17 protein-coding genes and 1 pseudogene are annotated in these 18,049 nt (G+C 49.0%); 9 read left to right on the top strand and 9 right to left on the bottom strand.

Translation table 11 applies throughout. From position 1 onward, the window contains the following. The first annotated feature begins 12 nt into the window (after window positions 1-12). From TW89_RS03990 to htpX, 3 genes are all read left to right on the top strand, one after another. Entirely contained in the window at window positions 13-546 is a 534-nt protein-coding gene (locus TW89_RS03990) for a C40 family peptidase (RefSeq protein WP_128580620.1), read from the top strand. Between the two features lie 129 nt (window positions 547-675). Continuing rightward, window positions 676-1,584 carry an oxygen-dependent coproporphyrinogen oxidase gene (gene hemF / locus TW89_RS03985; RefSeq protein ID WP_128580619.1) on the top strand — a complete coding sequence of 303 codons (909 nt, stop codon included), beginning with the start codon at window positions 676-678 and terminating at the stop codon, window positions 1,582-1,584. A gap of 192 nt (window positions 1,585-1,776) precedes the next feature. After that, window positions 1,777-2,616 carry a protease HtpX gene (gene htpX / locus TW89_RS03980; protein ID WP_128580618.1) on the top strand — a complete coding sequence of 280 codons (840 nt, stop codon included), beginning with the start codon at window positions 1,777-1,779 and terminating at the stop codon, window positions 2,614-2,616. A 49-nt stretch (window positions 2,617-2,665) separates the two neighbouring features. Here the strand turns inward: htpX and hpnC are convergent, their stop codons facing one another. From hpnC to miaA, 3 genes are read right to left on the bottom strand one after another with little or no spacing between them, the layout of a single operon-like run. Continuing rightward, on the bottom strand, window positions 2,666-3,481 hold the full coding sequence (gene hpnC / locus TW89_RS03975) for a squalene synthase HpnC (RefSeq protein WP_128580617.1): 816 nt from the start codon (window positions 3,479-3,481) through the stop codon (window positions 2,666-2,668). A gap of 53 nt (window positions 3,482-3,534) precedes the next feature. After that, entirely contained in the window at window positions 3,535-4,257 is a 723-nt protein-coding gene (gene tadA, locus TW89_RS03970; RefSeq protein ID WP_128580616.1) for a tRNA adenosine(34) deaminase TadA, read from the bottom strand. A 3-nt stretch (window positions 4,258-4,260) separates the two neighbouring features. Beyond that, window positions 4,261-5,202, bottom strand: a complete 942-nt coding sequence (miaA, locus tag TW89_RS03965) for a tRNA (adenosine(37)-N6)-dimethylallyltransferase MiaA (protein WP_128580615.1) — start codon at window positions 5,200-5,202, stop codon at window positions 4,261-4,263. Window positions 5,203-5,419: 217 nt separating this feature from the next. Here miaA and bioB point away from each other — a divergent pair, with 217 nt between their 5' ends. After that, complete coding sequence (gene bioB / locus TW89_RS03960) at window positions 5,420-6,472, top strand: biotin synthase BioB (protein ID WP_004519884.1); 1,053 nt, start codon at window positions 5,420-5,422, stop codon at window positions 6,470-6,472. A 49-nt stretch (window positions 6,473-6,521) separates the two neighbouring features. Here the strand turns inward: bioB and TW89_RS03955 are convergent. The 5 genes and pseudogenes from TW89_RS03955 to TW89_RS03935 form a co-directional block, all read right to left on the bottom strand. Then, window positions 6,522-7,524: pseudogene (locus TW89_RS03955) on the bottom strand (adenosine deaminase). A 77-nt stretch (window positions 7,525-7,601) separates the two neighbouring features. Beyond that, entirely contained in the window at window positions 7,602-8,381 is a 780-nt protein-coding gene (locus TW89_RS03950; protein ID WP_128580614.1) for a ferredoxin--NADP reductase, read from the bottom strand. Between the two features lie 98 nt (window positions 8,382-8,479). After that, window positions 8,480-8,935 (bottom strand): META domain-containing protein, encoded by a 456-nt coding sequence (locus tag TW89_RS03945; protein ID WP_128580613.1) that lies wholly within the window; start codon window positions 8,933-8,935, stop codon window positions 8,480-8,482. A gap of 32 nt (window positions 8,936-8,967) precedes the next feature. Further along, window positions 8,968-9,837, bottom strand: coding sequence for a hypothetical protein (locus TW89_RS03940; protein ID WP_128580612.1), 870 nt, complete (start codon window positions 9,835-9,837; stop codon window positions 8,968-8,970). Between the two features lie 66 nt (window positions 9,838-9,903). Beyond that, the gene (locus tag TW89_RS03935; protein ID WP_128580611.1) at window positions 9,904-11,061 is read right to left on the bottom strand and encodes a trans-sulfuration enzyme family protein; all 1,158 of its coding nucleotides are present in this window, start codon (window positions 11,059-11,061) and stop codon (window positions 9,904-9,906) included. Window positions 11,062-11,238: 177 nt separating this feature from the next. Here TW89_RS03935 and folE2 point away from each other — a divergent pair, with 177 nt between their 5' ends. Together folE2 and dsbD are read left to right on the top strand one after the other, a co-directional pair. Further along, window positions 11,239-12,012: a GTP cyclohydrolase FolE2 gene (folE2, locus tag TW89_RS03930; RefSeq protein WP_049329433.1), complete on the top strand. Its 774-nt coding sequence runs from the start codon at window positions 11,239-11,241 to the stop codon at window positions 12,010-12,012. 218 nt (window positions 12,013-12,230) lie between these two features. Then, window positions 12,231-14,036 (top strand): protein-disulfide reductase DsbD, encoded by a 1,806-nt coding sequence (dsbD, locus tag TW89_RS03925; protein ID WP_128580636.1) that lies wholly within the window; start codon window positions 12,231-12,233, stop codon window positions 14,034-14,036. 61 nt (window positions 14,037-14,097) lie between these two features. Here dsbD and TW89_RS03920 read toward each other — a convergent pair whose 3' ends face one another. Further along, the gene (locus TW89_RS03920) at window positions 14,098-15,270 is read right to left on the bottom strand and encodes an alpha-hydroxy acid oxidase (protein WP_070585712.1); all 1,173 of its coding nucleotides are present in this window, start codon (window positions 15,268-15,270) and stop codon (window positions 14,098-14,100) included. A gap of 358 nt (window positions 15,271-15,628) precedes the next feature. Here TW89_RS03920 and iscR point away from each other — a divergent pair, with 358 nt between their 5' ends. Genes iscR through TW89_RS03905 form a run of 3 tightly spaced genes read left to right on the top strand, consistent with a single transcriptional unit; the run spans window position 15,629 to window position 18,024 of the window. Next, window positions 15,629-16,075 (top strand): Fe-S cluster assembly transcriptional regulator IscR, encoded by a 447-nt coding sequence (gene iscR / locus TW89_RS03915; RefSeq protein WP_004519894.1) that lies wholly within the window; start codon window positions 15,629-15,631, stop codon window positions 16,073-16,075. 51 nt (window positions 16,076-16,126) lie between these two features. Next, a complete protein-coding gene (locus TW89_RS03910; RefSeq protein WP_004519895.1) occupies window positions 16,127-17,341 on the top strand; it encodes an IscS subfamily cysteine desulfurase in 1,215 nt (404 codons plus the stop codon). Then, on the top strand, window positions 17,326-18,024 hold the full coding sequence (locus tag TW89_RS03905) for a hypothetical protein (protein ID WP_283114430.1): 699 nt from the start codon (window positions 17,326-17,328) through the stop codon (window positions 18,022-18,024). Before TW89_RS03910 ends, TW89_RS03905 begins: the two co-directional genes overlap by 16 nt. Window positions 18,025-18,049 lie beyond the last annotated feature (25 nt).

The raw sequence follows: 18,049 nt of genomic DNA, 5'->3' as shown, positions 1-18,049 counted from the left end.
AAGGAATTCACCATGTATCAACTCATCTGCAAAACCCTATTTGTTTGTACCACCGGCCTATTGTTGGCCTCTTGCGGCACCATCGGCAAACACAAATCCCACAAGCCACAAACAACCGCCAGAAAAGTCCAACCTGTCCGCATTTCCCATATCGACCGCACCCAAGGTTCGCAGGAATTGATGCTTCACAGCCTAGGCCTAATCGGCACGCCCTACAAATGGGGCGGCAGCACCACAGCCACAGGCTTTGACTGCAGCGGCATGATCCAATTCGTCTATAAAAACGCCCTCAATGTCAATCTGCCACGCACCGCGCGCGATATGGCCGCAGCCAGCCGTAAAATTTCCGATGACAAATTAAAAGCCGGCGATCTGGTCTTTTTCAATACCGGCGGCGCACACAAATATTCCCATGTCGGCCTCTACATCGGCAACGGCGAATTCATCCACGCCCCCAGCAGTGGTAAAACCATCAAAACCGAAAAACTTTCCACTCCGTTCTACGCCAAAAACTATTTGGGCGCACATACTTTTTTTACTGAATAAATCAAGGCCGTCTGAAAGGTATCGCAACATCATCGATACCTTTCAACCTATTGCTGATGAATGAAGCTTGGTTACAAGATAGGCCTGTGCAAAAATTTGTCCATAACAAAACACCATCAAGGATATATCATGCACACAGAATCCGTTCTAACCCTCCTCAAAACCCTGCAAAACCAAATCTGCGCCGCGCTGGAGCAAGAAGATGGCAAAGCCAAATTTGTGCATGAAGCATGGACGGGGAAACTGGGCATCGGCGAAACCCGCGTATTGAAAAACGGCGCAGTATTCGAGCAGGCAGGTGTGAATTTCTCGCATGTAAAGGGAACCCAAATGCCGGCTTCTGCCACTGCCCATCGTCCGGAATTGGCAGGCGCGGCGTTTGAAGCCATGGGCGTGTCGCTGGTCATTCATCCGAGAAATCCGTATGTGCCGACCAGCCATGCCAATGTGCGCTTTTTTATTGCCTATCCTGAAAATGCCGAGCCGGTTTGGTGGTTTGGCGGCGGCTTTGATTTAACGCCGTTTTATCCTTTTGAAGAAGATATCGTGCATTGGCACACAGTGGCGCGGGACTTATGCACGCCATTTGGCGAATCGGTTTATCCTGAATTCAAACAATGGTGTGACGAATATTTCTATTTGAAACACCGTAATGAAACACGCGGCGTGGGCGGCCTGTTTTTTGACGATTTAAACCGCTGGGATTTCGATACCTGCTTGAATTTTATCAAGGCAGTCGGGGAAGGCTATATCGCAGCGTATCTGCCGATTGTGGCCAAACGCAAAAATACGCCTTATGGAGAACGTGAACGCGATTTCCAACTCTACCGTCGCGGACGCTATGTGGAATTTAACTTGGTTTGGGACAGAGGCACGCTGTTCGGCCTGCAAAGCGGCGGCCGTACGGAAAGCATTTTGATGTCCATGCCGCCTTTGGTACGCTTCGAGTATCAATATGCGCCGGAAGAAGGTTCTCCAGAAGCCGCATTAAATCAATTTTTGGTAGCTCGAGACTGGCTGAAAGAATTCGGAAAATAATATCTGTTTGCAATACAGGCCGTCTGAAAGGCTGTTTTTAACCATAAATACTGCTTTTTCAGACGGCCTTTGCTTCAATTGCTTTGAATTTGCATACCTTTGCCTATCATGCTGTTTCATCTCTATAGAGTTTTTGAGACAATGCGCCCATATAAAAATCACCTCACAAACCACACTAAAAAGGAATAATCGGTGAAACGCATTTTCTTATTTATCGCAACCAATATCGCAGTTCTGGTTGTCATCCGTGTTATTTTGGCCATCTTGGGCATCAACAGTACCGACCAAGTCGGCAGCCTGTTGGCTTATTCCGCAGTCGTCGGCTTCAGCGGCTCGATTGTCTCCCTGCTGATGTCGAAAACTATCGCCAAACATTCAGTTGGCGCCGTCGTCATCGACCAACCCCAAAGCGAAGAAGAAGCTTGGCTGTTGGCAACTGTTGAAGCGCAAGCCCGCCAATGGAATCTGAAAACGCCGAAAGTAGCCATTTACGACTCCCCAGAGCCTAATGCCTTTGCAACCGGCGCAACCAAAAACAGTTCGCTCGTCGCCGTCAGCACCGGCCTGCTCGACCACATGACCCGCGATGAAGTCGAAGCAGTTTTAGCGCATGAAATGGCGCACGTCGGCAACGGCGATATGGTAACGCTGACGCTGATTCAAGGTATTGTGAATACTTTTGTCGTCTTCTTGGCGCGTATCGTTTCCAGCATGGTGGCACGTAACAATGACGGCAGTACGTCGCAAGGTACATATTTCATGGTCAGCATGGTATTGCAGATCGTATTCGGCTTCCTCGCCAGCATCATCGTGATGTGGTTCAGCCGCCAACGCGAATACCGCGCCGATGCGGGCGCTGCAAAACTGGTGGGCGCGCCAAAAATGATTGCCGCCCTGCAACGCTTGAAAGGCAACCCCAGCGACCTGCCGCAAACCATGACGGCAATGGGCATTGCCAGCGAAGCCAAAGATTCTTGGTTCAGCACCCATCCTTCTTTGGACAACCGCATCAACCGTTTGAAAAACCGCTAATCGAAAAACATCAAGGCCGTCTGAAACATCAATTTCAGACGGCCTTTTTTTATTTCTTCATCAAAGCCCGTTTGATGATAATCATCCAGTCTTTCTTATCCAACAGCGGCCGCTGGTTAAACACGTCATATTTGCAACCGTCCAGTTTCTGCAAAATCAACTGGCCGCCAACAATAATCATGCGCAACTCAAAACCGATTCGTCCTTTGAGGGTTTTGCCCAACGGCGATCCGGCCTTCAGCATTTGAAAAGCACGTTGGCACTCATGCGCCATCAGTCGTTGAAAAGCAAAGTCGGCTTTGCCGGCCGCAATCTGTTCTTCGCTGACTTTGAACTTCTGCAAATCTTCCTGAGGGATGTACACGCGCCCTTTCTGCCAATCTACCGCCACGTCCTGCCAGAAATTAATCAGCTGCAAAGCAGTGCAAATGCCGTCGCTTTGCGCCATGCTCACTTCATCGGTTTGCCCGTACAAATGCAGCATAATGCGTCCCACAGGATTGGCGGACAAACGGCAATAGGCAATCAATTCGCCAAAGTTTTCATAACGGGTTTTGACCACATCCTGACTGAACGCCGCCAGCAAATCATAAAACGGCTGCAACGGTAATTGAAACGGCCCAATCGCTTCGTTGTACAAACGCTGCATCAAAGCCGTTTGAGGTTTCCCGCCTTGTGCAATGCGGTCTAACTCTGCCTTCAGCTCATCCAGTTGGCGCAGGCGTTCGGCTGCTTCGGCATTGCCTTCGTCGGCAATATCGTCCGCCGTCCGTGCAAAAGTGTAAACGGCGTGAACCGGCTTGCGCAAACGGCGCGGCAGCACAATGGAGCCGACAGGGAAGTTTTCGTAATGATTGACTGACATGGGAAATCCGAAAATTTAAAATAAAGTATTTTTGCTGACAGGCCGTCTGAGATTCAGACGGCCTTACGTTTGGCCGCAAAGAAATCCTGCAATACGCTTTGGCATTCTTCTGCCAATATGCCGCCTAAAATTGCGGTATGCTTATTCAGACGTTTGTCGGCAAACAAATCGACCACGCTGCCTGCCGCACCGGTTTTAGCTTCGGCCGCACCATAAATCACGCGCCCGACCCGTGCCTGTATCAAGGCAGATGCGCACATGGAGCAAGGCTCTAATGTGATGTACACGTCGCAATCTTCCAAACGGTAATTTTGTAAGGCTTTGCCGGCAGCGGCAAGCGCGTTGATTTCGGCATGATGGCTGACATTGTGGTCGCCAATGCAGGTATTGTGTGTCGCTGCGATTACCTTGCCTTGATATACGATGACCGCACCAACCGGCACTTCGCCCAATGCCGCCGATTGTCTGGCCTGTTGTATCGCCAGCCGCATAAAGGCTTCCATATCGCTTTGCGAAGGGAAAACGGCAACAGGCGGATGGTTTTTCAAGGCCTCGCCCAGCTCCGTCTTTCTCTCCTCGGAAATATGCCGGACATTCACACCCGAAACCAGTGCAGCCAGTTGCCACAAGGTGCTTTTGGTTATGGTCAAACCCGACGCTTTCAGCAATAGAAATGCACGGACTGCGCCGATTTCCTGTAAATCTTGCAGTGTACAAATACCCAATTCTTTTAATGCGGCCAACGTCTTAGGCGCGAGTGGTGGCGTGGTCAGCATGGATTATTCCTGAAAATGCTGACGCGCCAAGGCTAAGGCCGTCTGAACATAATCGCTGTCTGCGTAAGGATCTAACGTGTGCGCCAAAGGAATTTTCCGCAACCAGGTCAACTGGCGTTTGGCAAGCTGGCGCGTGGCGACAATGCCTTTTTCGACAAAAGTGTCATAATCGGTTTCGCCTTCGAGATAATCCCAAGCCTGACGGTAGCCCACGCAGCGCATAGACGGCATATCGGCATGTAGCTGCGGATAATCGCGGCGTAAAGCGTGCATTTCATTGAGGAAACCGTGTTCCAGCATACTTAAAAAGCGTTTTTCGATTTGCCGGTGTAACAAATGGCGGTCTTCGGGGATAAGGGCAACCGTGCATAAATCCAATAGAGGCGCGGCCTGCTTCTGCTCTGTGAAATGTTCGCTCAAAGGCTTGCCGGTCAAAAAATAGACTTCCAAAGCGCGTTCAATACGCTGGCTGTCATTGGCTTTCAGACGGCCTGCCGTGATTGGGTCAACTTCCTGCAAACGGCGATACAGGCCTGCCAGACCGTGTTCGTTCTTTTCCGCCTGAAGTTGTGCGCGCACCTCCGCATCCGCACTGGGCAAATCGTTCAAACCTTCCGTCAGCGCGTGGAAATACATCATCGTGCCGCCGACAATCAGCGGATAGCGTCCGCGCGTATGTATTTCATTCACCAAGCGCACGCAGTCGCCGACAAAATCCGCCGCGCTGTAACTTTCCAGCGGCGAGATAATATCAATCAAATGATGCGGTACGGCGGCAAGCTCTTCGGCAGTCGGCTTGGCCGTACCGATGTCCATACCGCGATACACCAGCGCGGAATCCAAACTGATGATTTCTACCGGCAACGATTGGGCAATATTTAAGGCCAGTGCGGTTTTACCGCCGGCTGTCGGGCCGAGTACGGCGAAGGCTTTGGGCGCGTTCATAAGAAAACGGAAAAATTAAAAATGCGATTATAGCAAACCCGGGCAAACCATATTTCAGGCCGTCTGAAACATTTGCTCTACATTATCAAAAGCGTTACACTTGCTGCGCCGTTTCAGACGGCCTTTTATATTGATTTCAAACCTGCTGCTGCCGTCATTGCGCCGGAAGTCAAGCCGTCAGCGACACTGCGTCGCTGTAAACACGAAAGAACACACTATGACCGTATCTCCCGTAGCCTTGCGCCGTCAAACCGAGCGCAAGCCGCATCCGACTGCGCGTTATTGGAAAAAATGCGATGTCGAGGCTTTGTTTGGACTGCCTTTCCTAGACCTCGTTTTCCAAGCCGCCGAAATCCACCGCCAAAACTTCAACCCGCGCGAAATCCAACTTTCCACCCTGCTCTCCATCAAAACCGGCGGTTGCCCCGAAGACTGCGCCTACTGCCCGCAATCGGCACACCACAACACCAATCTGGGCAAAGAGCAGATGATGGACGTGGACGAAATCGTCGAAAAAGCCAAAATTGCCCAATCGCGCGGCGCCAGCCGTTTCTGCATGGGCGCGGCATGGCGCGGTCCCAAGCCCAAAGACGTGGCTGTCGTTTCCGAAATCATCAGCGCGGTGAAAGGCTTGGGCATGGAAGTGTGCGGCACCTTCGGCATGCTTGAAGACGGCATGGCTGAAGACTTCAAAAAAGCCGGTTTGGACTACTACAACCACAACCTCGACACCGACCCCGAACGCTACAACGACATCATCCACACCCGCAAACACGAAGACCGCATGGATACTTTGGGCAAAGTCCGCAATGCCGGTTTGAAAGTCTGCTGCGGCGGCATCGTCGGCATGAATGAAACCCGCGCCGAACGCGCCGGTCTGATTGCCAGCCTTGCCAACCTAGACCCTCAGCCCGAAAGCGTACCGATTAACCAGTTGGTCAAAGTAGAAGGCACGCCGCTGGCCGATGCCGAAGATTTGGACTGGACGGAATTTGTCCGCACTATCGCCGTCGCGCGCATTACCATGCCACACAGTTACGTCCGCCTGTCCGCTGGCCGCAGCAATATGCCAGAATCCATGCAGGCCATGTGTTTCATGGCTGGCGCAAACTCGATTTTCTACGGCGACAAGCTGCTGACTACGGGCAATCCGGACGAAGACGGCGACCGCCTGCTGATGGAAAAATTGAATTTGTATCCGCTGCGCTTTGAATTGGAAGAAGAATACAAAGCCGCGCAGGAAACGCCTAAAATCAAAGTCGACTATTAACCGCCATGATAAAAGGCCGTCTGAAACTTTTTCAGACGGCCTTTTATCGTTATTCAACATTAAAACTTTCAATCTTCCGTATCCATTCTTCCTTTTCCGCCTCGCTCAAAAACGAAGCGCGGAACGAATTGGCGCACAAGGTTTTGATTTCTTCCGCACTCAAATCCAAAGTCTCGGCAAGCGCTTCAAAATTGCGGTTCATATAGCCGCCGAAATACGCCGGATCATCGGAATTGACGGTTACCAACACGCCGCGTTGCAACATACGGCGCAAATTGTGTTTTGCCATCTCCGGAAATACTTTCAATTTCAAATTGCTCAACGGGCAAACGGTCAACGGCATTTGCTCTTTAATCAAACGCGCCATCAAGGCCTCATCTTCTTCCGCCCGTACACCATGATCGATACGGCGGATATGCAGTAAGTCCAAAGCCTCATAAACATATTCCGGCGGGCCTTCTTCTCCGGCATGCGCCACCGTCAACAAACCCTCCGCCCGCGCCTGCGCAAACACGCGCTCAAACTTGGACGGCGGATGCCCCAGTTCGCTCGAATCCAAGCCTACGCCGATGATGTGTTCTTTATAAGGCAAAGCCTGATTTAAGGTTTCAAATGCGCTTTCTTCCGATAAATGGCGCAGGAAACACATAATCAAACGCGTACTTATGCCCCATTGCTGCCCGGCTTCATGGCAGGCGCGGACAATGCCGTTAATCACGGTTTCAAACGCCACGCGCAGTATGGGTTTGCGGATCGAAAAATATTTCCGTATGCACGACATTGTCTTCTCGGCAACGCTCAAGATACGCGCGGGTCAAATCGTAAAAATCCTCCTCGTGCAACAATACGCCGGCACCGGCATAATAAATATCCAAAAACGACTGCAAATTGTGAAAATCATAAGCCTGCCGTACCGCATCGACATTTTCATAAGGAATCGCTATACGGTTGCGCTTGGCGATTTCAAACATCAACTCCGGCTCGAACGTCCCTTCGATATGGACGTGCAACTCGGCTTTGGGCAGGGCTTGGATAATTTGTTTGATATTCATATTTTCTCTGATTTTCGGTTTATATTTAATATTGAAGGCCGTCTGAAACTTTCAGACGGCCTTTGACTATTTATCTGTTAAAAACCATTTTCCATCATGATTTCGCCAGGGATGCGGTTGCGGTGCATGGCGTAGCCCAAATCCATCAGGGCTTGGAAAGTGTCTTTGACCATTGCCGGATTGCCGCAGACCATAAAGCGCGTATCGGCTTTGGTGAACTTGAAGCCGACTTTTTCTTCCAAGTCGCCATTCTTCAGCAATTCGGGAATCCGTTTACCGCTCAATGCGCCTTCTGTTTCCTCACGCGTGGTAACCGGAACAAAAGTGAATTTATGGAAATATTCTTCAATCAGCGGATGCTCTTTCAAATCGGCAAGGCGTTGGTTGAAAATCAACTCGTCGGCGTAAGAGACGGAATGCGCCAAAACCAAACGGTCGAAACGCTGCCAAATTTCAGGCTGCTCGATAATGGAGAGGAAAGGCGCAATGCCGGAACCCGTGCAGAGCATGACCAAATCTTTGCCGTCAGGGAAACGCTCGGGCAAGAGGAAACCGGTAGCCGTTTTATCCAATAAAATAGTGTCGCCCTCTTTCATCGCAGCAAAACGCGCCGACATCGGGCCACCTTCGATTAACACCGCGAAATACTCAAGCGTATCGGCGTATTCGGCAGACACGACAGAATACGCGCGCCAAATAAAGCCCTCGCCGTCACGGAAACCAAGGCGCGAAAACTGCCCTGCCGAAAAACGGTAGGACTCGGGGCGGCTGATGGCAAAAGTCATCAACTTAGGCGTATGGTGTTTGATCCACAAGACTTTTTCTTCGGTAAACTTGGCTTCTGGAGAAGCTGCCATAATAGGTTTCCTTGATATTCGGTATCAGTTTCAAATAGGGCTTATTATAAAGATTCAAAAGGCCGTCTGAAATATTTATTTTCAGACGGCCTTTAAGATTATTCACGGCGCAAACGGATACTGATACCTTTTTGTTCCAAAATCAAATCGTTACCGTCAAAACGATAGTTCCATACGCTTTGTTTGCTCAAAAACGCATCTTCCAGCTTCATGTCTTCACACAGCATCATGCTTACCGCAATATGGCCAAAATCAATTTTGTCCGAACCAATCGTATTGGCTTGGAACATCATACCGTTACACCCCATCTTGCCATACGCCTTAGGCATCTCGCTCAAATCCAGATAGGCATCAGTACCGGCCAAATCTTTTTCGGTGAATTTATTGAAAGCGACAACACGCCATTTGGCGGCTAGAGTAGGCATTTTCATTTGATGTGATTCAGATAATTTGGCAGAAGAAGTTTGTGGTTGATTAGGTAAAGGCTTATCGGCAGGCGTAGAACAAGCAACCAATACAAATGCACTAATCATTGCTGAAATAAGGGTTTTCATGATTCATCCTTTTTTAAAATCTGTTTTATCATTTAACTGTAAACCAAACGGACAACGGCTTTTTTACTGTCTGCATCAAAAAATAGATATAACTCATCGCAACCATATTCCTGAAATTTATATCCGCTCAAATAGCCGACATAAGAAAAAACTTTTCCATCGTCTCGTTTGGGTGTATCCACTAAATTACCGTACTCTTCTTGGAACATTTCATCAATATGGTTAAAACCTTCTTCCAACATACCCTCTGATAATCCGCCGGCATCCTCAATCAAATCTCTATCCAACCCATCACCCTGACATTGTGAATCTGCAGCTTCCTTCAATGCAACCAATTCTTCCAAAGTATATTTGCTGCCCAGCTCAATAGGCACATACTCCTGAAGGAATTCTCCATATTTCAGATACAAATTTTTGATGGCATTAAAACAAAGATGATTGATTCTATATACGTTTTCTAATTCTTCCTGCGTATCTTGCCGATAAATATGCGGCGTTTTATACCAAGCCGCCTGATCAAAACTTATACCCTGTTTTTCCGCAATCTTATGCGCTTGTTCCATTATTCTAGTTTTGATTTCAGACGGCATTTCTTTATTTTCCAAAATAAAAAAACGCCAATCGCCATTAAATCGATATTTACCGTTCTCATCGACATCAAAACAAATACTGTCCTCAAAATTATAGCGGTCATGAAATGCCGATGTATGCTCACCTACGCAACCCGAATGAATTTCCGCAGGTTGGACGAAATGTATCCAGAACTCTTCACTGTCAGGACGTATAAATTGAAGATTAAGCGAACAAATGGGTAAAAAATGTTTCGCGTGTCGCTCTATCTCTTCAGAAAAAACTTCTTCCGGAGAGGGGAATGGACGAATAAATTTTTCAGGGATATTCATCTTAATCACCATAATTTAAAGGCCGTCTGAAAAACCATTCATCTTCAGACGACCTTTAAGCCTTATTTACAAAGTCGTATCCAATGCTTTGGAAATATCGTTCCAAATATCGTCCACATCTTCGATACCGACAGAGAAACGCAGCAGGCCGACCTTGATGCCCATTTCCATTTTCACATCATGCGGCACGCCGCTGTGGGATTGGGAATAGCAATGGTTGACCAAACTTTCCACGCCGCCGAGGCTAGAAGCCATTTTGACCAGTTTCATGTTTTTAATCACACTATTGGCCGCTTCACGCGTGTCGTTTTTGAGATAAACCGTCACCACGCCACCGATGCCTTTGGGCATTTGTGCTTGGGCGAGTTCGTAATGTTCGTGAGACGGCAGGCCGGGGTAGAACACTTTTTCAATGGCAGGATGGGCTTCCAAACGGCGCGCGATTTCGAGTGCGTTTTGGCAATGGGCATTCATGCGCAAGGCCAATGTTTTGATACCGCGCAACACCAGCCAGCAGTCCATCGGACCTGCAATCGCGCCGGTATGAACCATCATGTCGTGCAAAGGCTGCGCCAGCTCTTTGGTTTTAGCAACGACTACGCCCATCAGTACGTCGGAATGGCCGCATAAATATTTGGTAGCGGAATGGAGCACAAAATCGCAACCCATATCCAACGGCTGTTGCAGATACGGCGTGGCAAAGGTGTTGTCGATACCGACCAGCGCACCAGCTGCCTTGGCTTTCGCGGCAAGCGCTTTGATGTCTACCAAGCGCAAAAGCGGATTGGACGGCGTTTCCAGCCAAACCAGTTTGACATTGTGTGCGTTGAGCAGTTCGTCCAAATTATCCGGATTGCCCAAATCGGCAAAAACAACGTTCACACCCCATTTTTGATAAATATCGACCAATAAATCATAAGCGCCGCCGTAAATATCGGCGACGGCGACAATGGTATCGCCCGGGCGCAGGAAAGTACGCCACACGGCATCAATCCCCGCCATGCCGCTGGAAAACGCAAAACCGGCCGCACCGTGCTCCAAATCGGCAACGGTATCTTCCAAGACCTGGCGGGTCGGGTTGCTCAGACGCGAATAGCGGTAAGGAACCTGCTCGCCGATTTCGTGCAGCGCGAACATACTGTTTTGATAAATCGGCGGCATCAGCGCGCGGTTGTGTTCGTCGCAATCGTAGCTGGAATGAATGGCTTTCGTAGCGAATTTCATTTGGTCTCTGCCTATGTAGATGTGAATAATCAAAGATTTTATCACTATCTGAAAAATAGAAACAATCAATGCAGGCAGATAAAGCAAGTGATATAATCTCGCATTTGCAAATCAGCCGATACGAGCCGATTCCCCAACACGCATCTCAACAATCCTATCATGAAGGACATACCACGCATGAACGCCATTGCAGACGTGCAATCCAGCCGCGATTTACGCAACCTGCCGATTAATCAGGTCGGCATCAAAGACCTGCGCTTTCCAATCTCCCTCAAAAGCAAAGAAGGCGAACAATCCACCGTCGCCCGCCTGACCATGACGGTTTTCCTGCCTGCCGACCAAAAAGGCACGCATATGTCGCGCTTTGTCGCCCTGATGGAAAAACAAACCGATGCTTTGGATTTCGATACGCTGCACAAGCTGACTGCCGATATGGTTGCCCTGCTGGATTCCCATTCCGGCAAAATCAGCGTTTCCTTCCCGTTTTTCCGCAAGAAAAGCGCGCCGGTCTCCGGCATCCAATCGCTGCTCGACTATGATGTTACCCTGACCGGCGAAATCAAAAACGGTACATACAGCCACAGCCTGAAAGTGATGGTTCCGGTTACTTCCTTGTGTCCGTGTTCCAAAGAAATTTCCCAATACGGCGCGCACAACCAACGTTCGCATGTGACGGTCAGCCTGATTGCAAACGCAGATGTAGGCATTGAAGAAATTATCGATTACGTCGAAGCACAGGCAAGCTGCCAGCTCTACGGTTTGCTCAAACGCCCTGACGAGAAGTATGTAACGGAGAAAGCATACGAAAATCCGAAGTTTGTCGAAGACATGGTTCGCGATGTGGCCACTGCGCTGATTGCCGATAAACGCATTGAATCGTTTGTCGTCGAAAGCGAAAACTTCGAATCGATACACAACCATTCCGCTTACGCTTATATCGCTTATCCTTAAAAGCCGAGCCGAATAGAAATAAAGGCCGTCTGAAAGTTTCAGACGGCCTTTGGCATAGATTGAACGATAACATGAGACTATCGGTCATATATGGGCAACCCTATTTCGATATAATTCAAAAGCATTAGATTTCTCTCGCAATATTTAACATAAATTAAGCCGATTGTTTTCCCCATCATTTATAATGACGGTTCCTCAACGGCATATCCGTGGATACTATGAAAAAATTCCTTTATTTCCTCATTGCATTTTTAGGCTTGAGCAGCTTCGCATTCGCAGTAGATGCCAATGATTTGCTGCCTCCAGAGCAAGCTTTTGTACCCCAGGTCAATGTAACCGACCAAGGCATCAGCGTGCAGTTCAAAATCGCTGACGGCTACTATATGTACCAGTCCAAAATCGTTGCAGCGACCAATCCTGACAAAGTCTTGGCCGAACCCAAATTCAGCAAAGGCGAAGAAAAAGAAGACGAATTCTTCGGCAAACAAACGGTTTACCACCATACCGCACAGGTTGACCTGCCTTACAAACAAGCCGCGCCGCAATACAAACTGACGCTGACTTATCAAGGCTGTGCCGAAGTGGGTGTGTGTTATCCGCCGGTGGACACCGAGTTTGACGTAAAAGGCAACGGGGTTTACCAGCCGCAAAGCGACGAGCCGGTTTCTGCCAAAGACCGCTTTTTGCAACCATCTGCCTCTTCAGACGGCCAAATGCCCACGCAGCCCGCTACAAACAATCCCGACAGCAGCCGCTTCAAGCTCTCTTGGGATACTTTAAACGCCAACCTGTTGGCGTTTTTTGTCGCAGGTTTGGGCTTAAGCTTTACCGCCTGTATGTATCCGCTCCTACCGATTGTTTCCAGCATTGTCGTGGGCGATAAAAAAGCCGGCAAAGGCCGCGCGTTCACCTTGTCTATGGTGTATGTACAAGGTTTGGCACTGACCTATACCTTAGTCGGCGTGATTGCCGGTTTGACCGGCGCGCTGTTGACCGTATGGCTGCAACAGCCTTGGGTCGTACTTGCCGCCGCCGCGTTGATGGTGATACTGGCGCTGTCTATGTTCGGCCTCTTCAATATCCAGCTGCCCAACTCCGTCCAATCCTATTTCCAAAACCAAAGCAACAAACTCTCCGGCGGCAAAATCATTTCCGTCTTTATCATGGGTATTTTGTCCGCCCTGATTGTCGGCCCTTGCGTTGCGCCTCCGCTGGCATTTGCTTTGGGCTATATCGGTCAGACCGGCGATGCCGTATTGGGCGGTCTTGCGCTTTATGTCTTGGCACTCGGCACCGGCGTGCCGCTCATTATCATCGGTACATTCGGCGGCCATATCCTGCCTAAAGCAGGCGACTGGATGAACGGCATCAAATACGCATTCGGCTTCATCTTACTGGCCGTTGCCGTATACCTTGCCACACCGCATCTGCCTTATTTCGCAGTAGTCGGCCTCTACACCTTGCTGATGATTGTTCCCGCCCTGATGCTTTTGGCGAAATCCGGCAAACAAAAAGGCCGTCTGAAAACGGTTGCCGCCGTATTGGGCTTTTTACTACTGATTGGCGGCTCATGGTTTGGCTGGCAGAGCTTCAATAAACAAACCACCGCCCTGCACCACTTCTTAACGCTGGTTCCGCCATCCGAAGCCGGACAAGAAACCGACCACGGCAAGATGTTTACCGATGTCAGCGAACTCAAAGCCACTATGGATGCCGCTTTGAAAGCCGATCCAAGCAAGCCCGTGCTGATTGATTTCTACGCCGACTGGTGCGTATCCTGCAAAGAAATGGCCGCCTACACGCTCAACCAACCGCAGGTACACGAAGCGGTCGATATGCAGCGCTTCTTCCAAATCGACGTAACTGCCAACACTCCCGACCATCAGGCCTTACTGAAAGAATACGGCCTCTTCGGCCCTCCGGGCGTGTTTGTTGTCCGCGCCGACGGCAGTCATAGCGAAGCCTTATTAGGCTTTGTCAAACCCGATGCCTTCATCGAATGGTATCGCAAAAACGAGAAATAGCCGTCTATAAAAAGGCCGTCTGAAAACAGATTTTCAGACGGCCTTTTCTTATATTTAAAAATTAAAATTCATCTTGAGCCCAATGTGTAGAACGCAAAATGCTGGAATCCACATCCTGAATATTGCGATGACCGGTAAACGCCATGGAAATATCCATTTCTTTATACAGGATTTCCAGCGCACGGGTTACGCCTTCTTCACCATACGCACCCAAACCATACAGGAACGCCCGGCCAATCATCGTACCTTTCGCACCCAAAGCCCAAGCCTTCAAAATATCCTGACCGCTGCGGATACCGCTGTCCATCCAAACCTCGATGTCGCTGCCCACCGCACTGACCACATCAGGCAAAGCCTTAATGGCAGACACAGTATCGTCAAGCTGACGGCCGCCATGATTGGAAACGACCAATGCATCCGCACCGCTTTTCGCTGCCTTTTCCGCGTCTTCGGGTTCCATAATGCCTTTGATGATCAGCTTACCACCCCACAAATCTTTAATACGCGCCACATCGTCCCAGCTCAGACGCGGGTCGAATTGTTCGGAAGTCCATGAAGACAGCGAAGACAAATCGCCCACGTTTTTCGCATGACCGACAATATTGCGGAAAGTGCGGCGTTCCGTGTTCAGCATTTTCATACACCATTCCGGTTTGGTCGCCAAATTGATTAAATTGGCAATGGTTGGTTTCGGTGGCGCGGACAGGCCGTTTTTGATGTCTTTGTGGCGCTGACCCAAAACCTGCAAATCAGCGGTCAATACCAAAGCCGAACAATTGGCATCTTTTGCACGCTTAATCAGGTTTTCCATAAACTCGCGGTCGCGCATCACATAAAGCTGAAACCAAAACGGCGAGCTGGTGTTTTCAGCCACATCTTCAATCGAACAAATAGACATGGTCGACAGCGTAAACGGAATACCAAATTTTTCCGCCGCCCGCGCCGCCAAGATTTCGCCGTCAGCGTGCGCCATGCCCGTGAAACCTGTTGGCGCAATCGCTACCGGCATTTTCACATCCTGCCCAATCATTTTGGTTTCGAGACTGCGTCCCTCCATATTAACCAATACCTTTTGGCGGAAACGGATGTCTTTGAAATCCGAAGTATTTTCACGATAAGTAGTTTCCGTCCAAGAGCCTGAGTCGATATAGTCATAAAACATACGCGGCATTTTACGTTTGGCAACAAGGCGCAAGTCTTCGATACAGGTTATTTTGCTTAAATCACATTTCATTGTCGATTGCCTCTGTTAAGGTAAGATGGATGGTCAAGGCCGTCTGAACATTTCAAACACCTCATTATTTTACTCCATCAAAACAACTAAATTTTAAGAATAATTTTGATAATCTATATTAGTATCAATATTAAATCAAAACATTTTAACCCTGCCATTTGTAGGGTTGATAGCCTTTTTTCAGACGGCCTTAAATCCAAATTACAGAAAAATAAAGAAAATATTTGCCGATTTAAAAATCAACCCATGCCACCATTTAAACAAACAATCAAACCGAACCGCCACATACTTGACTGAAACACTCAGATATTAGACAATTCCCCCACTAATAAAAACGCCCCACACAGGCAACCACACCATGAGACTGACTACCAAAGGGCGATTTGCAGTAACCGCCATGATAGATTTGGCGATGAACGCGCAAACCGGCGCTGTCAAACTCAGTGCCATCAGCGAACGACAAAGCATATCGCTGTCCTACCTCGAACAATTATTCAGCAAGCTGCGCCGTGCCGGATTGGTTGAAAGCCTACGCGGCCCAGGCGGAGGCTATATCCTTGCCGCACCCGCCGAGCAAATCAATATTGCACAAATCATCTCCGCAGCCGAAGACCGACTGGATGCCACACAATGCGGCAGCAAAGCAAACTGCCACCACGGTGCCCCCTGTCTGACCCATGACCTTTGGGAAAACTTAAACAAAACTATCAATGATTACCTCAGCAGCGTTACGCTGCAAAGCATCATTGAACAAAAAAACTGCAGCGACAGCAGTCATGTCGTTACCTTTACACACATTCATTAAACCGACTTGCGGCAAAGACCGCAGGCAGATGACCAAACGAAAGAGCAAACCATGACCGTCAAAACCCCCGTATACCTCGACTACGCCGCCACCACTCCCGTTGACCGCCGCGTTGCCGAAAAAATGATTCCCTACCTGTCCGATATTTTCGGCAACCCAGCCTCCAACAGCCACAGCTTCGGCTGGGAAGCAGAAGAAGCCGTAGAAAAAGCACGTGCAGACATCGCAGCCCTGATTAACGCCGACTCTAAAGAAATCGTTTTTACCAGCGGCGCAACCGAATCCAACAACCTCGCCATTAAAGGCGCGGCGCACTTCTACAAATCCAAAGGCAACCACCTCATTACCGTGAAAACCGAGCACAAAGCCGTGCTTGACACCATGCGTGAACTCGAACGCCAAGGTTATGAAGTAACTTATCTAGACGTACAAGAAAACGGTTTGGTTGACTTAGACGTGCTGAAAGCCGCTATCCGCGAAGACACCATCCTCGTTTCCGTAATGTGGGTAAACAACGAAATCGGCGTAGTTCAAGATATTCCTGCCATTGGCGAAATCTGCCGCGAACGCAAAATCATTTTCCACGTTGACGCAGCACAAGCATGCGGCAAAGTGCCTGTCGACGTTGAAGCCGCCAAAGTTGATTTGCTGTCTATGTCCGGCCACAAAGTATACGGCCCTAAAGGCATCGGCGCCCTGTATGTACGCCGTAAACCACGCGTCCGCCTCGAAGCCCAAATGCACGGCGGCGGCCACGAGCGCGGTTTCCGTTCCGGCACATTGCCGACCCACCAAATCGTCGGCATGGGCGAAGCCTTCCGCATCGCCAAAGAAGAATTGGCACAAGACACTGCGCACTACCTGAAACTGCGCGATATCTTCCTCAAAGGTATCGAAGGCATCGAAGAAGTCTACATCAACGGTGACCTCGAACACCGCGCTCCAAACAACCTGAACGTCAGCTTCAACTTCGTCGAAGGCGAAAGCCTGATTATGGCAGTCAAAGAACTCGCCGTATCCAGCGGCTCCGCCTGTACTTCTGCCAGTCTCGAACCAAGCTACGTCCTGCGCGCACTCGGCCGTAACGACGAATTGGCGCACTCTTCCCTGCGCATCACCTTCGGCCGCATGACCACTGAAGAAGAAGTCCAATTCGCAGCAGAACTGATTAAATCCAAAATCGGCAAACTGCGCGAACTGTCTCCGCTGTGGGAAATGTTTAAAGAAGGTATCGATTTAAACTCGATTGAATGGGCGGCGCATTAATCAAGAGAAAAGGTCGTCTGAAAAATCCACAAGGCCTTTACCTTTTCAGACGACCTCATCAAGAAAATACTAAAAATGACGATAATAAAAATAAAATACGCCACTTACTTTCTTGTCTGATTCTATGCTCGGCCCCGCTGGTTTCAGCACAGACACAATCTGATTGGTCAACTATATTCAAATCATTTGAAAATGGCTGCCAATTCGATAAACATTTGGAAAACCTGTTGGATCCATTTAGTGATGTAAGCTATGACTGGAACGATAAAGACTCTAAATATCAAAACCTGCGTTTGAATTATCCCAATAGAGTCAAGCTGCCAAAGGCTTACCGTGATCTTGCGCACCCTCCGATGACTTTGCACCGCGCGGAATTTAGTGAAGATGGAAAACCGTTTATTCTTGATCAAACCCGTTTGAAACTCAGCGGTACTTACTATGGCTTGCCTGTGGTTCATATCAGCCAGACGTTCCAAGTAGAAACCGCAGGTTACAGTTACACCCGTTTATTATTGGATGTACCTTTGGAACAGGCACGCAAGGTGTTAAAAGGAAAATACCGCCCTATTCGAAAATACAGTTTGATTTTAGAAGAATACGAAACCCTGCAAGCAAAACTAAAACCGATTAATGTTAACGGAAAACCCCAAACAATTTTAGAATGTGCCTTTGTAGATGGTTGATAAAACAACTGTAATAGGCAATCAA

It is taken from the genome of Neisseria flavescens (assembly GCF_001618065.1).
Taxonomy (GTDB): Bacteria; Pseudomonadota; Gammaproteobacteria; order Burkholderiales; family Neisseriaceae; genus Neisseria; species Neisseria flavescens_A.
The sequence above is the reverse complement of the archived record's forward strand: the minus strand, read 5'-3'. Positions and strand labels throughout refer to the sequence as shown.

Coding starts and splice junctions, on each gene's coding strand:
- TW89_RS03990 (WP_128580620.1), top strand. CDS start 13: ATGTATCAACTCATCTGCAAAACCCTATTTGTTTGTACCACCGGCCTA.
- hemF (WP_128580619.1), top strand. CDS start 676: ATGCACACAGAATCCGTTCTAACCCTCCTCAAAACCCTGCAAAACCAA.
- hpnC (WP_128580617.1), bottom strand. CDS start 3,481: ATGTCAGTCAATCATTACGAAAACTTCCCTGTCGGCTCCATTGTGCTG.
- tadA (WP_128580616.1), bottom strand. CDS start 4,257: ATGCTGACCACGCCACCACTCGCGCCTAAGACGTTGGCCGCATTAAAA.
- miaA (WP_128580615.1), bottom strand. CDS start 5,202: ATGAACGCGCCCAAAGCCTTCGCCGTACTCGGCCCGACAGCCGGCGGT.
- bioB (WP_004519884.1), top strand. CDS start 5,420: ATGACCGTATCTCCCGTAGCCTTGCGCCGTCAAACCGAGCGCAAGCCG.
- TW89_RS03950 (WP_128580614.1), bottom strand. CDS start 8,381: ATGGCAGCTTCTCCAGAAGCCAAGTTTACCGAAGAAAAAGTCTTGTGG.
- TW89_RS03945 (WP_128580613.1), bottom strand. CDS start 8,935: ATGAAAACCCTTATTTCAGCAATGATTAGTGCATTTGTATTGGTTGCT.
- TW89_RS03940 (WP_128580612.1), bottom strand. CDS start 9,837: ATGAATATCCCTGAAAAATTTATTCGTCCATTCCCCTCTCCGGAAGAA.
- TW89_RS03935 (WP_128580611.1), bottom strand. CDS start 11,061: ATGAAATTCGCTACGAAAGCCATTCATTCCAGCTACGATTGCGACGAA.
- folE2 (WP_049329433.1), top strand. CDS start 11,239: ATGAACGCCATTGCAGACGTGCAATCCAGCCGCGATTTACGCAACCTG.
- dsbD (WP_128580636.1), top strand. CDS start 12,231: ATGAAAAAATTCCTTTATTTCCTCATTGCATTTTTAGGCTTGAGCAGC.
- TW89_RS03920 (WP_070585712.1), bottom strand. CDS start 15,270: ATGAAATGTGATTTAAGCAAAATAACCTGTATCGAAGACTTGCGCCTT.
- iscR (WP_004519894.1), top strand. CDS start 15,629: ATGAGACTGACTACCAAAGGGCGATTTGCAGTAACCGCCATGATAGAT.
- TW89_RS03910 (WP_004519895.1), top strand. CDS start 16,127: ATGACCGTCAAAACCCCCGTATACCTCGACTACGCCGCCACCACTCCC.
- TW89_RS03905 (WP_283114430.1), top strand. CDS start 17,326: ATGGGCGGCGCATTAATCAAGAGAAAAGGTCGTCTGAAAAATCCACAA.